Raw genomic sequence first — 12,387 nt, 5'->3', positions numbered from 1 at the left:
TTCCAGGCTCACCAGGCTGAAGATGATCTTATGGTGGTCGTGGCGGCCGGCGCGGTGGTCGTCGACGAGCGCTCGGACCTTGTGATGCGCTGCCGGACGCTGCGCCCGTCGTACTCCTCGACGAGCTGGCCGCCGGCGATGCCGAGCCGCGGCGTGCCCGCGAACACGTCCAAGAGCCGCTCGAAGTAGTCGGCGCCGACGGCGATGTCGGCGTCGAGCGTGCCGACGAAGTCGTAATCCAGCCCCTCCAGCCGCGCCAACCCGTCGCGCACGGCGAACACCTTCGAGGCGAAGTCGGCCGGCCGGTTCGCGGTCCGCCGCACGAGGGTGATCCAGTCGGCGCCCTCGATGTGGCGCCGCACCACGTCGGCGGTGTCGTCGACCGAGCCGTCGTCGACGATGACCCAGCGCAGCGGCGGCCGCGTCTGGGCGCGCACGCCGGCGATGGTGCGCACGAGTCGCTCGCCCTCGTCCCGGGCCGCGGTGACCAACACGTATCGGGGATGGGATTCGGGGTGGGCAAGCTCTTGCCGCTCAGCCATGCCGATCCAACGCAAGCACACCCGACCCAAGGTCGCCGACGGATTACTCCTGCCGCGGCAGTCTAGGAATCAGATATCGACAGCCACAACTCACCGTTCGTCTGCAGGCTCGTCAGGCGCTGAGCGCCGCGCGCAGCGCGGCGGCCGGGCCGGTCAGCGAGCCGTGGACGAGCTCGGTGCGGTGCACCAGGCGCGGCTCGGCCACCGGCACCCCGCGCAGCGCCGGGGTGAGCGCCGAGGCCGGCAGCAGCGCCAGGCCCGCGCCGGCGGCGACCAGGGCCAGCAGCGCGCCGGTGTCGGTGCCCGGGTAGGCCAGCCCGCCCCGGAACCCCTCCGCGCGGGCCAGGGCGCGCAGCTGCGCGGGCGGCGTGGCGGCCTCCGGTGCGTCGAGCCAGACCGCGTCGGCCAGGTCGGCCAGGCGCAGCGAGCGGCGCCCCGCCAGCGGATGGCCGGCCGGCAGCGCCACGACCACCGGCCGCTCGGCGACGACCGCGGTGTCGAGCTGGCCGGTGTCCGGCAGCGACAGCGGGTCGCTCGGTGCGGTGACGCCGTCGACCAGGCCCAGGTCGAGCCGGCCCGTGGCGACGCCGGTGGCGATCTCGGAGCGCCCGGCGACCCGCAGCGTGAACGCGACGCGGGGCATGGCGCGCTGCACCGCCACGAGCCGTCCGGCGTCCAGGCCGCACAGCGGCGTCGCCCCGAGGACCACCGTGGCCGGCGGCGGGCCGGAGAGCCGGGCGACGTCGGCGCGCGCCGCGGCCAGCCGCAGCAGGATCGGGCCGGTGTGCTCGAGCAGCCGCGCGCCGGCATCGGTGAGGGCGACCGGGCGGCGGCGCAGCAGCGGCGCGCCGACGTCCTGCTCGAGCGCGGCGATCTGCTGGGAGACGGCCGACTGGGTGTAGCCGAGCTCGTCCGCGGCGGCGGAGAACGACCCCAGCCGCGCCACGGCGGCGAAGGTGCGCAGCAGGTGCGGGTCCACGACATCATGATTCCTTATGTCGGTACCGCAAAGAGTCGTTGGACTGATGAAGGCAGCTCACGGCAGGCTCGAGCCATGACGACAACCCGCACGGCCCGCGTCGCGCTGATCGGCGACCGGTCCGCCCACGTCCGCTCGCACACCCGCGTCCCCGGCCTGATCGACGTCCTGCGCGAGCAGCACGGGCTGGCCCTGGACGCGTACTGGATCCCGACCGAGGAGGTCGCCGGCACCGGGCTGGCCGGGTTCGACGGCATCTGGCTGCTGCCGGGCTCGCCGTACCGCGACGAGGCGGGCGCCCTCGCCGCCGTGCGGGCCGCCCGGGAGCACCGCATCGCCTTCCTCGGCACCTGCGGCGGCTTCCAGCACCTGCTGCTGGAGATCGCCCGGAACCTGTGCGGCCTGGCCGACGCCACGCACGCCGAGAGCGACCCGGGCGGCGAGCGGCCGCTCATCGTGCCGCTGTCGTGCTCGCTCGTCGGGCACGAGGGCGCGGTGCACCTGACGCGCGGCAGCCTCGCGGAGCGGATCTTCGGCGTGGAGCGCTCGGTCGAGCGGTACCACTGCGCATACGGCCTCGACCACGCCTACCTGCCGCTGCTGGAGGCGCACGGCCTGCGCTTCACCGGCCACGACGGCACCGGCGAGGTGCGCATCGCGGAGCTGTCCGGCCACCCGTTCATGCTCGGCACGCTGTTCCAGCCGGAGCTGGCCGGCGACGGCTCGCGCTGCCACGCGGTCATCCGCGCCTTCGCCGAGGCCGCGGTCGCCACGAGCGCGGCGACGGTCCACTGACCGGCGGCCGGCCCGTCACATCGGGCCGGAACCTACGCCCCCGGCAGGCGGTACACCCGCCGGGCGTTGTCCGCGGCGACCGCGGAGGCCAGCCGCCGCGCGTCGGTCGCGGCGAGTACGCCCGCGCCGGTCCACTCGGTCACGAGCTGGGTCAGGGCGGCCCGGAACTGGGCGGCGCCGACGAGGAACAGCTCGGCCAGGCCGTAGGCGTCGGAGGAGTACAGGAGCTTGCCGAAGGGGGCCAGCTCGAAGTACTCGGCGAGCACCGGGCCGGCCCGGCCGCCCACGTGCCCGAGCGTCAGCCCCACGTCGACGTACACCTGCGGATAGACCTGCGCGAGCCAGCCGGCGTGCCGATGGTACGGGTAGCAGTGCAGCAGCACGACCGGCACGCCGCTCGGCTCGGCGGCGGCCAGCCAGGGCTGCAGCAGCGCCGGATCGGCGCGCGTCAGCGCCAGGTCGCGGTCGCCGAAGCCGGTGTGCACCTGGACCGGCAGCCCGGTGTCGACGCCGCACCACAGCACGTGCCGCAGCACCACCGGATCGATGAGCCGGCCGCCGCCGACGCGCAGCCACTCGCCGACCGCCGCGGTGACCGCGCGGGCCGGCGGCCGCTCCGGGTCGATGCCGAGGCCGTGCCGGTACGCGAGCACCGACTTGACGGCCACCGCGCCGCGGGTGGCGTCGGCGAGGGCCGCGGCGAACGCGGGGGCGAAGCCGGACGCCGTCACGCCGGACGCCGCGACCCGCTGGGCCACCGTTTCCAGCCGTACCACCTCGGCCGCCTCGGCGCCGGCGGCCTCGCCGAGCCCGTCGGCGCCGAGCCACCGATCCGCCCGGGCCCGCAACCCGGTGTCGACCAGCAGGGTCGCGAGCCCGGCCGCGCGCAGCATCCGGCGGGTCACCTCGTCGGCGCCGAGCTCGGCGCGGCGGGCCAGATAGGCCGCGGCGGGGGCGTGCGCCGGCAGGTCCAGCGGCGGCGCGCACCACCGGCGCACCGCCAGCCCGAGCGGGCCGTCCAGGTACGACACGCCGGGCGGGGCGGGCACCGACGCCTCGCTGCACCACAGCGCGAACGCGTCCGCGTCGACGGCGTCGGCCACGACGCCGTGGCAGTGCGCGTCGACCAGCTCCGGGATGTGGACCACTCAGTACCGCCACCGCGTCGCGGCCGCGACGTCGGCGGGCTCGGCGTCGGCGAACAGGTCCACCTCGGCCCGGCGTACCGCCAGGAAGGCATCGAACAGCGCCTCGCCCATCGCGGCGCGCAGGCCGTCGTCTGCCTCCAGGCGGCCGATCGCCTCGGGCAGCGAGGCGGGCAGCCGGGGCGGCCGGTCGACGTCCGGCAGCGACGCCGGGTCGACGGTGATCTCGGGCGGTAGCCGCAGCCCGGCGCCGACCGAGTCCAGGACGAGGGCGCAGAGCGCGCCGGCCACGAGATATGGGTTGGCCGCGCCGTCGACGCACTTGAGCTCCGCGTTGGCGGCCTGGTCGCCGTGGCCCGCCACGCCGGTGACGAACCGCAGCCCGGCCTCGCGGTTCTCCCGGCCCCAGCACTGGTACGGGCCGGCCCAGCGCCGCGGCACCAGTCGCAGGTAGCTGGCCACGCCGGGCGCGCCGATCGCACACAGCGCCGGCAGCCGCGCCAGCACCCCGGCGAGGACGGATTCGCCGCGCCCGGTCAGGGTGTACGGGCCGGCGCCGCCCGCGAACAGGGCGCCGTCCGCGTCGCGCACCGAGAAGTGCAGGTGCCCCCCGTTGCCGACCTGACCGGCGGTGACGACCGGGGCGAACGACACCCGCAGGCCGTGACGGGCGGCCACGGCGCGGATCGTCTGGCGCACCAGGACGTTGGCGTCCGCCGCGGCGACCGGGTCGGTGGCCGCGACCGACAGTTCGAGCTGACCGGGTGAGTACTCGGGGTGGTACTGCTCGACCGCGACACCCTGCGCTGCGAGCGTGGCGAGCAGGTCGTCGCCGTAGTCGGACAGCTCGACGAGCCGGGTCATGCCGTAGGCGGGGCCGGTGCCGGCGGGCCGCGGGTCCTCGGCGTCGGCGCCGAGGAACCATTCCACCTCGAAGGCCATCCGCAGGGTGAGCCCGGCCGCCGCGGCCCGCTCCACCATGGTCCGGGCAAACCGGCGCTGGCAGGCCGGGTGCGGCTCGCCCTCCTGGGTCCAGCGCTCGACCGGCGCCCAGGCCCACCCGGGCTGGGCGGCGAGCACGGTCAGCCGGTCCAGGTCGGGGTGCAGGCGCAGATCGCCGGTCGGGCCGCCGATGTGCCGGCTGGTGGTCGCGGAGTCGTCGAGGCAGAAGACGTCGAACACCGGGGACATGCCGACGCCCCAGGCGGCGGCGTCGGGCAGACGGCCGGCGGGAACGGTCTTGACCCGCGTGATTCCGGCGTTGTCGACCCAGGTCAGCGCGACGGCGTGGACGCCCTGGGCGGCGAGCGCCGCGGCGGAGTCGCGGGCCCGTTCGGCGAGATGTGCCCGGTCCATGCGGACATTCTGTCCGAGTTTGCCCGGCAGACTTCGGCCCGCGGGCTTCGATCACCCGGTGAGGGCGCGCGGACCACCACGGCGTCGGCCTGCCGGCGGCGCAGCTCGTCGAGGATGGCCGCCTCCTGCCCGTCGCTCACCCGTCGAGCAGCGTCGCGTCGCGCAGGATCAGCGGAGCCCACGACGGGGCTCCGTGGTGGCCGTGCCTCGGGTCGACGGCGACGAAGCGGGCGGCGGCGGTCCGGGTGACGGTGTGCCGCGCCTGCCAGTCCACTGTGGAGCGTTGCTGGATGCGTTCGCGGCAGCGCCAGGCGCGCAGGCCGTAGTCGACGATGGTGGAGTGGCCGTGTACCTGGGAGAACGGCATCGGCGGGCCGGCCTCCAGCCACGACGGGTACAGCCGGGTCGCCGCCTCGGCCCACAGCGGGCCGTCCGCGCGCCACAGCAGCGGCTCCGGGCGGGTGTTGAGCAGGGCGGCGGCGGTGGCCGCGGTGACCGGCTCGCCCAGCTCGCGCCACGCGCCGGCGGTCAGGCCGGCGTGGGTGACGAGCAGCTCCTCGCCGTCGGCGGTGCGCACCGCGGCGGCGACCCGCAGCCGGTCGCGCAGCCACCAGTCGCGCAGAACGGCGGCCTCGGCCACGCCCAGGCGTTCGGGCCAGAACGGCTCTGCGCCGAAGTACTGCGCGTCATGGTTGCCGGCCAGCTGGATCCACCGCCGCGGCGGGCGGCCGGCCACGTAGGCGAGCACGCCGGCGCTGTCCGGGCCACGGTCGACCAGGTCGCCGACCTGGATGACCATGGTGTCGGGGTCGTCGAGCGCCGCGACGGCAGCGGCGAGCTGCTCCAGGCAGCCGCCCACGTCGCCGATGATCGCGATGGTGGCCATCGGGGCACCCTCCTCAGCCGAGCCGGCGGCGCACGCTCCAGTCGAAGGTACCGCGGCAGACCACGACGCCGTCCGCGCCCGCGGCCTACCGCAGCGTGGCCGCGCGGTGAACAGCGCGGCACGCCGGGAGTCGGTCAGCCGATCGTGACCACCCGGGCCCACGCCGGAGGCGAGTCCGGCACGTAATCGGGGTCCTGCTCGCTCCAGCGCCGCCGCGCCGTGGCGCGCGGGAACAGGCCCACCACCGTGCGGCACGGCGGCCGGCGCTCCGGCCACGGCGTCTGGCCGTCGGTCAGCACCACGACGACGTCCGGGCGCGGCGTGCCGCGCAGCGCCCGGGCGAAGCCCTCGCGCAGGTCGGTGCCGCCGCCCCCGGTCAGCGGGATGCCCTCGGCGCCGCACAGCGGGACCACCAGCGGCGCCGCGGCGTCGCAGGGCACCGCGGTGACCAGGTCGCGGCGGCCGCCGACCGCGCGGGCGATCGCGGCGACCTCCAGCAGCGCGCTGCCCAGCTCGGCGTCGCTGACCGAGCCCGACGTGTCGATGACCACGCTGACGCGCGGCGGGCGGCGGCGCAGGCTCGGCAGGATCACGCCGGGCAGGGAGGCGGACCGGCGCGCCGGGCGGGCGTACGTGTAGTCGTCGCCCGCCCCGGCGGCGGAGGCGGCCGCGCGGACCGCCGCGCCCAGCAGGTCGCGCCACGGCTGCGGCGGGTGGAACGCCTCCTCCGCCCACCGCTGCCAGCCTCCCGGCACGTCGCCCCGGCCGCGGATGCCCTCCGCCACCCGGAACCGGACCGCGTCGCGCTCCTGCGCGCTGAGCCCGTGCGCGCCGTCGGGCCCGAGGTCCCACGCCCGGTCCAGGCCGTCGGCCCCGCTGCCGCAGTCGAGCCAGACCCATTCCTGGGTGTACGGCCCGAGGCGGAACTGCAGCAGGTAGTCCTCCATCAGCTCGCCCGCGGCCAGGCCCAGCGTCGCGGGCTCGACGGCACCCTCGGGGCTGGGCAGCCCGTCGCCGTACGCGTCGTCGTTGATCTCGCAGTCCGCGGCGATGTTCATCCGCAGCCGCTCTCCGGGGCCGGACAGGTCGCGCCGCGCGGCGAACCGGTCCCCGCGGCCGTGGTGGTCGCGCAGCAGGTGCGAGACCTCGTGCACCCAGACCGAGGCGAGCTCCTCCAGCGGGGTGCGCTCGACGAACGCGGGCGAGACGTAGCAGCGCCAGTGCCGGTCCACCGCCATCGTCGGCACCAGCCGGGAGGGCACCGGGTGCAGCGCGAACAGGGCCGTGGCCAGGTACGGGCGCATCCGCGTCGCGTGCAGCCGCGCGGCGAGCAGCTTCGGCAGGTCCAGCGCGGGCTCGGTCATCGGCCGGCCCCCGCGGTCGCCTCCTCGCGGACCTGCGCCCGGTCGGCGCGCTGGGACAGCGACACCGCGCCGGCCAGCCGCTCGATCGCCGCCGGTACCTCCCACTCGTCGTCGCGCAGCGCGGCGAGCGTGGCGGCCGGCACGACCACGAGGTCCGCCGGGCCGGTCTCGGCGGCGCGGGCCAGCAGCGCCCACGCCGCCTCCCAGCGGGCGCGGTCCGGGCGCCGGCGCACCGCCTCGACCACGCCGTCGAGGACGGCCTGGCGCAGGTCGCCGCGCTCCGGCAGTACCGCCGCGGAAGGGTTTTGGAGCAGCTGCTCGGGGTCCGGAAGGTCCATCCGGTCGAGGCTCGCTAGCAGCTCCAGCCCGGGGCCGTCGCCGACCGTGCCGCGCACCAGCATCGACAGCACGTCGCGGTCGGTGCCCGCGGCGGTGGCGAACGCGACCAGCCGCAGCGTCATGTCCCAGCTGCGCGGCGACGGCCACGCCCCGCCCCGGCGGGTCTCGCCGCCGGGCAGCTTGTGCACCAGGCCCGGCCGGGCGGACAGCAGCCCGCACACGGCGCGCCGGGCGTACGCGACGGCCTCGCGCAGCCGCCCGGGGTCCAGCCGCGGCAGGGCGGCCCGCGGCCATACGCCGCCGAGCCCGCGCACGACGACGTCGTGGTCGTACGTCCACTGCAGGTGGACGAACCGGTTGGCCAGCGGCGCGCTGAGCTCCCAGCCGTCGGCGGCCGAGGCGCGCGGGTTGGCCGCGGCCACGATCCGCACGCCGGGCGGCAGGCGCAGCGCCCCGACCCGCCGCTCCAGCACGAGGCGCAGCAGGGCGGCCTGCACGGCCGGCGGCGCGGTGGACAGCTCGTCGAGGAAGAGCAGGCCGCGGCCGGCCCGCACCAGCCGTACGGCCCAGTCCGGCGGCGCCATCGGCACGCCGTGCACCGCGGGATCGTCCCCGAGCACGGGCAGCCCCGCGAAGTCAGACGGTTCGTGGACGCTGGCGATCACCGTGGTCAGGGGCAGGTCGAGCGCCTCGGCGAGCTGGTTGAGCGCGGCGGTCTTGCCGATGCCCGGCTCGCCCCACAGCAGCACGGGCAGATCGGCGGCGACGGCGAGGGTCAGGGCCTCCAGCTGCGCGTCGGCGCGCGGTTCGGTGTCCGTGTCGCGCAGCAGGGCGAGCAGGTCGGCGGCGACATCGAGGGTGGGCATGCGGCATCACCTTGGGTGTGTGAAGGGAAACGGTGGCGAGCTTCAGGGGCCGCGACGGGGCGGCCGTCGGCGTTGCTCAGGGTTTCTCAGCGTTGCGCGGGCGGGCGCGGACGTCGCCGCGCCGGCGGGGATCGCGGCGGGGCGGCGCGTCCGGCGCGCGCGGGTCCAGCCCCGCGCGGAACATGCCGTGCGCGAGGCGCCGCCGCGCCGCCGTCTCCAGGGCGTCGCGCAGGGCGCCGCTGCGCGGCAGCACGCCCGGCCCGAGCAGCCCCTCGACGGCGGCGAGCGCCCCGTCGGCGTCGCCGTGGTCGAGCCGGGCGCGGACGTCGTCGAGGCACTCCGGACGCCGGTGCGCCTCGTCGATGGCCTGCAGGCAGGGCAGCGGCGGCCCGCCGAGCGCGGCGAGCAGCTCCTCCCGGCGCAACTGCCCGGGGTCGTGGTCGAGCGCGATGAGCGCCCCGTCCACGAGCCCGATCCGGTGCCGGGCACCGCGGCAGTCGACATACCGCGACCCGCCGTCGCCGCCCGGACCACCGTTGTCGTCGTCGCGGCGGCGGGGCGCCTGTCTCGGTGTGAGCGCCTGCGCGACGAGCGGATGCAGCCGACCGGCGTCGATCAGCCCGGCGCGCAGCAGGCCGGCGTCGGGCGGCTCCCACGTCGCCGCGTGCGGCAGGACCGGCGGCGCCGCGCCGCCCCGGCGGGCGGGCCGGGTCCGGCCGGAGCGCTCGAGCAGCAGCCGGCGCCGCCCGCCGAGCCGCACGACCACGGCCTCGTCGTCGCCCCGCCCGTCGGCCCGCCGCAGGATCTCGGCCTCCGCCGCCCACCGGCCCGGCCCGCCGGACCGCTCGGGAAGCTCCCCGGCCCGCCGGGCGTCCCAGAGGTGGCGGTGCAGGTCGAGCCGGAAGTGCCGGTCGGGCCGCGGATGCGGGTGCCCGCACGAGCCGCCCCCGTCCCACAGCGCGAGGCTGATCCGCTGCCCGGCGCCGGCCCAGGCGGGCGGCGTGCGGGCGACGAGATGCAGCCCGCCCGTGCCGCTCGGCTCGTACCGGGCCAGGGCCACGGTCAGCCCCGGCCGCAGCAGCCCGTCCGGCGCGATCCGCGGCATGTGCCAGCGCAGCAGGTCGGGCGCCAGGTGCCGCAGGTCGGCCCGCACCAGCCCGGCGAGCTCGTGCCCGCGGGTCTTCGCGAGGATGCGCAGGTTGAGGTCGACGTCGACCCGCGCCGCCGCGCAGGCCCCGCCCCAGTCCCCGGCGGCGCGCCGCGCGGTGGCTGATTCGATCATCGGCGGCGGCACGGCGAACTCACGTATCCGCAGCCAGAAGAGAAGCCGGGCTTCACCGTTCGCTTCGTGAGTGCGCATCAGCACTCACCTTTGGCGGACGGGACCCCCGATCTGCGCTTGTAGGTAAGCATCGCGGGTAGCGTACAACGCCCCCGCACCGCCTGTCAGGCCTCACCGTCCAACGAGGAGCCCCAGCAGGGCACGGTCGCTGCCGGGCGGGCCGACGAGCGCGATGCCGGCCGGCGGCGAGGCGCCGGTCGGCACGGAGACGCTCGGCAGGCCGTAGGCGCTGGCCGGGACGGCGCAGCGCAGCGTCTCCCGGCGCCACGAGTCGCGGCCGGCCGGGCTAAGCTCGCGCGGGTGGCCGGGCCCGCCGGCCGGCAGGGCCAGCCAGGCGTCGTCGCCGAGCAGGTCGAGCAGCTCGGCCCGCCACGCGGCCAGCCGCGCCCGGGCGCCGGCCTCGTCCTGCGCCGAGACCTGCGCGCCGAAGCGGAACCGGCCCTCGACGTCGGCGGCGAGGGCGCGCGGGTGGGCCTCGATCCAGGCGCCGTGCGCCCGCCACGCCTCCGCCGCCTGCACCTGCCGGAAGGCCAGCAGCAGCGGGTCGGGGTCGTCCCAGGTGGACAGCGTCACCTCGGTCACCGGCGGGCCGAGCAGGGCCGCGGCCTCCGCCGTACCCCCGACGCAGAGCATGCGCGACGGCGGGCCTTGCGGGCCCGGCGGCAGCAGCACGTCGCCCACCGCGGCCAGGGTCCGCGCGTCGCGCGTGATCCAGCCGACGGTGTCGAACGACGGCGCGAGCGGCAGCACACCCTGCGTCGGGACGGCCCCGTGGGTGGGCCGCAGCCCGAACAGGCCGCAGCACGACGCCGGCACGCGGATCGAGCCACCGGTGTCGGTGCCCAGGCCGACGTCGGCGTGGCCGGTGGCCACCGCCGAGGCCGGGCCGCTGGACGAGCCGCCGGTGACGAGGCCGGGCGCGGCCGGGTTGGGCGGCGTGCCGTAGTGCAGGTTGCTGCCGGACAGGGAGTAGGCGAGCTCGTCGGTGTGCGCGATGCCCTGCACGTGCGCGCCCGCGGCGCGCAGCCGGGCGAGCGCCGGGGCGTCCTCGGCCGCCGGCAGGGCCTCGGCGAGCCAGGCCGGGTTGCCGCCGCCGACCGCGAAGCCGGTGACGGCGAAGAGATCCTTGACCGCGAGGCGGAGCCCGTCCAGCGGGCCGTGGCCGGTGGCCGGCGCCAGCGGCATGCCCTTGACCCGCCAGACGCTAGGGTCAGCTGTCACGTGAGCAGGGTACTGCGCTACCAGCCCGGCGCGCCCTGCCACGCCGCGGCGGCGAGGGCCCCTTGCCCGTCGGCGTTGCTCAGGACTGCGGGGAATATCGCCGCCCGGCCCCGTGTTGACCATGGTCTGTGAGTGAACTTCCGCTTTCCGTGCTCGACGTCGCGCCGGTCGCTGTCAACGGCTCCAACGGCGAGGCCCTGCGCAACACCACCGAGCTCGCCCGCCGGGTCGAGGCGCTGGGATACCGCCGGTTCTGGGTCGCCGAGCACCACAACATGCCGGCCATCGCGAGCTCCTCGCCCGCCGTCCTGCTCGCGCACCTCGCCGCCGCCACGTCCACGATCCGGGTCGGCTCCGGCGGGGTGATGCTGCCCAACCACGCCCCGCTGGTGGTGGCCGAGCAGTTCGGCACGCTCGAGGCGCTGCACCCGGGCCGCATCGACCTCGGCATCGGCCGGGCGCCCGGCACCGACCAGTACACGGCGCTCGCCCTGCGCCGCACGATGGAGGGGCTCTCGGCGGAGAACTTCCCCGAGGAGCTGCAGGACCTCATCGCCTACTTCGACGGCGAGGGGCGCATCCTCGCCTCTCCCGGCAAGGGCGACAAGCCCGACGTGTGGCTGCTCGGCTCCAGCGGCTACAGCGCGCAGCTGGCCGGCGCGCTCGGCCTGCCATTCGCGTTCGCCCACCACTTCAGCGCGCAGAACACGCTGCCGGCGCTGGCGCTGTACCGCACCAACTTCCGCCCGTCGCGGTGGCTCGCCGAGCCCTACGCGATGGTCGCGGTGAGCGCGATCGCGGCCCCGACCGACGAGGAGGCCGAGTTCCTGTCCGGGCCGAGCGCCCTGTCGTTCCTGCGGCTGCGCTCCGGGCGGCCGGAGCCGCTGGCCACGCCCGAGGAGGCGGCGGCCTATCCCTACAGCGACCGCGAGCGCGAGTTCGTGCTGCAGCGCCGCGAGGGGCAGGCCCTGGGCTCCCCGGACACGGTCCGCAAGCAGCTGATCGAGCTGCTGGAAGCGACCCGCGCCGACGAGTTCATGCTGACCTGCATGGTGTACGACCTGGAGGCCCGGGCCCGCTCGTTCGAGCTGATCCGCACCGAGGTCGCGCCCGCGCTACGCAAAGCGGCGGGTTAGCTCCAGCGCGCGGGACTGCTGGACGCCCCGGGCCTGCCGGACCACGAACCTCCGCAGCAGCGCCGGCGACCGCACGGTGATCGTCTCGGTGACCGCGGTGTGCCCCGCGGCGTCCCCGTGCGGCGCCAGATCCACCTCGGCGCGCAGCCGCACCCGGCCCGGGCTGACCACCTCGCTGACGATCCGCGCCTCGCCCACCGTCATCGTCACCCGGATCGCGTTGCGGTAGAGGCCGAAGCGCTCCACGGCGACGTAACGCACCACGTCGCCGTCGCGCCGCACGTCGCGCACCGCCACCACCAGCGGCGACAGCCCGACGTAGGAGTGCGGGTCGGCCAAGTGCACGCGCACCTCCCCGGGCGCCGCGGCGACGACGAACGAGTGCGCGAAGACATCGACGGCCATGGCCTGAGACG

Annotated in this window: 12 protein-coding genes; 2 read left to right on the top strand and 10 right to left on the bottom strand. The window is 76.7% G+C overall.

Annotated features, from left to right (window positions below):
• Nucleotides 1-8: 8 nt before the first annotated feature.
• The gene (locus tag ACGFI8_RS14895) at nt 9-542 is read right to left on the bottom strand and encodes a glycosyltransferase (protein WP_392804524.1); all 534 of its coding nucleotides are present in this window, start codon (nt 540-542) and stop codon (nt 9-11) included.
• Between the two features lie 112 nt (nt 543-654).
• Nucleotides 655-1,521: a LysR family transcriptional regulator gene (locus ACGFI8_RS14890; RefSeq protein ID WP_392804521.1), complete on the bottom strand. Its 867-nt coding sequence runs from the start codon at nt 1,519-1,521 to the stop codon at nt 655-657.
• Between the two features lie 75 nt (nt 1,522-1,596).
• On the opposite strand from ACGFI8_RS14890, the gene ACGFI8_RS14885 reads away from it, so the two are divergent.
• Entirely contained in the window at nt 1,597-2,316 is a 720-nt protein-coding gene (locus tag ACGFI8_RS14885; protein WP_392804519.1) for a hypothetical protein, read from the top strand.
• Nucleotides 2,317-2,348: 32 nt separating this feature from the next.
• Here ACGFI8_RS14885 and ACGFI8_RS14880 read toward each other — a convergent pair whose 3' ends face one another.
• The 7 genes from ACGFI8_RS14880 to ACGFI8_RS14850 all read right to left on the bottom strand — a co-directional run bounded on the left by ACGFI8_RS14880 (nt 2,349) and on the right by ACGFI8_RS14850 (nt 10,835).
• Complete coding sequence (locus ACGFI8_RS14880) at nt 2,349-3,464, bottom strand: amidohydrolase family protein (RefSeq protein WP_392804517.1); 1,116 nt, start codon at nt 3,462-3,464, stop codon at nt 2,349-2,351.
• On the bottom strand, nt 3,465-4,817 hold the full coding sequence (locus ACGFI8_RS14875; RefSeq protein WP_392804514.1) for a glutamine synthetase: 1,353 nt from the start codon (nt 4,815-4,817) through the stop codon (nt 3,465-3,467).
• A gap of 136 nt (nt 4,818-4,953) precedes the next feature.
• The gene (locus ACGFI8_RS14870; RefSeq protein ID WP_392804513.1) at nt 4,954-5,703 is read right to left on the bottom strand and encodes a metallophosphoesterase; all 750 of its coding nucleotides are present in this window, start codon (nt 5,701-5,703) and stop codon (nt 4,954-4,956) included.
• A 134-nt stretch (nt 5,704-5,837) separates the two neighbouring features.
• Nucleotides 5,838-7,067: a VWA-like domain-containing protein gene (locus ACGFI8_RS14865; RefSeq protein WP_392804511.1), complete on the bottom strand. Its 1,230-nt coding sequence runs from the start codon at nt 7,065-7,067 to the stop codon at nt 5,838-5,840.
• Entirely contained in the window at nt 7,064-8,272 is a 1,209-nt protein-coding gene (locus ACGFI8_RS14860) for an AAA family ATPase (protein WP_392804509.1), read from the bottom strand. Before ACGFI8_RS14860 ends, ACGFI8_RS14865 begins: the two co-directional genes overlap by 4 nt.
• Before the next feature lie 76 nt (nt 8,273-8,348).
• Nucleotides 8,349-9,632: a hypothetical protein gene (locus ACGFI8_RS14855; protein ID WP_392804508.1), complete on the bottom strand. Its 1,284-nt coding sequence runs from the start codon at nt 9,630-9,632 to the stop codon at nt 8,349-8,351.
• Nucleotides 9,633-9,725: 93 nt separating this feature from the next.
• Nucleotides 9,726-10,835, bottom strand: coding sequence for an amidase family protein (locus tag ACGFI8_RS14850; RefSeq protein ID WP_392804506.1), 1,110 nt, complete (start codon nt 10,833-10,835; stop codon nt 9,726-9,728).
• Between the two features lie 128 nt (nt 10,836-10,963).
• Between ACGFI8_RS14850 and ACGFI8_RS14845 the strand changes: the two genes are divergently transcribed.
• Nucleotides 10,964-11,971 (top strand): LLM class flavin-dependent oxidoreductase, encoded by a 1,008-nt coding sequence (locus ACGFI8_RS14845; protein ID WP_392804503.1) that lies wholly within the window; start codon nt 10,964-10,966, stop codon nt 11,969-11,971.
• On the opposite strand, the gene ACGFI8_RS14840 is transcribed toward ACGFI8_RS14845, so the two are convergent.
• Complete coding sequence (locus ACGFI8_RS14840; protein WP_392804500.1) at nt 11,951-12,376, bottom strand: SRPBCC family protein; 426 nt, start codon at nt 12,374-12,376, stop codon at nt 11,951-11,953. The genes ACGFI8_RS14845 and ACGFI8_RS14840 overlap by 21 nt on opposite strands.
• Nucleotides 12,377-12,387 lie beyond the last annotated feature (11 nt).

Origin of the sequence: Dactylosporangium sp. NPDC048998 (genome assembly GCF_043197855.1) — a bacterium.
In the GTDB taxonomy this organism is placed as follows: domain Bacteria; phylum Actinomycetota; class Actinomycetes; order Mycobacteriales; family Micromonosporaceae; genus Dactylosporangium.
This window is presented reverse-complemented; position numbering and strand designations above follow the sequence as displayed.

Coding starts and splice junctions, on each gene's coding strand:
- ACGFI8_RS14885 (WP_392804519.1), top strand. CDS start 1,597: ATGACGACAACCCGCACGGCCCGCGTCGCGCTGATCGGCGACCGGTCC.
- ACGFI8_RS14870 (WP_392804513.1), bottom strand. CDS start 5,703: ATGGCCACCATCGCGATCATCGGCGACGTGGGCGGCTGCCTGGAGCAG.
- ACGFI8_RS14840 (WP_392804500.1), bottom strand. CDS start 12,376: ATGGCCGTCGATGTCTTCGCGCACTCGTTCGTCGTCGCCGCGGCGCCC.
- ACGFI8_RS14865 (WP_392804511.1), bottom strand. CDS start 7,067: ATGACCGAGCCCGCGCTGGACCTGCCGAAGCTGCTCGCCGCGCGGCTG.
- ACGFI8_RS14860 (WP_392804509.1), bottom strand. CDS start 8,272: ATGCCCACCCTCGATGTCGCCGCCGACCTGCTCGCCCTGCTGCGCGAC.
- ACGFI8_RS14855 (WP_392804508.1), bottom strand. CDS start 9,632: ATGCGCACTCACGAAGCGAACGGTGAAGCCCGGCTTCTCTTCTGGCTG.
- ACGFI8_RS14875 (WP_392804514.1), bottom strand. CDS start 4,817: ATGGACCGGGCACATCTCGCCGAACGGGCCCGCGACTCCGCCGCGGCG.
- ACGFI8_RS14895 (WP_392804524.1), bottom strand. CDS start 542: ATGGCTGAGCGGCAAGAGCTTGCCCACCCCGAATCCCATCCCCGATAC.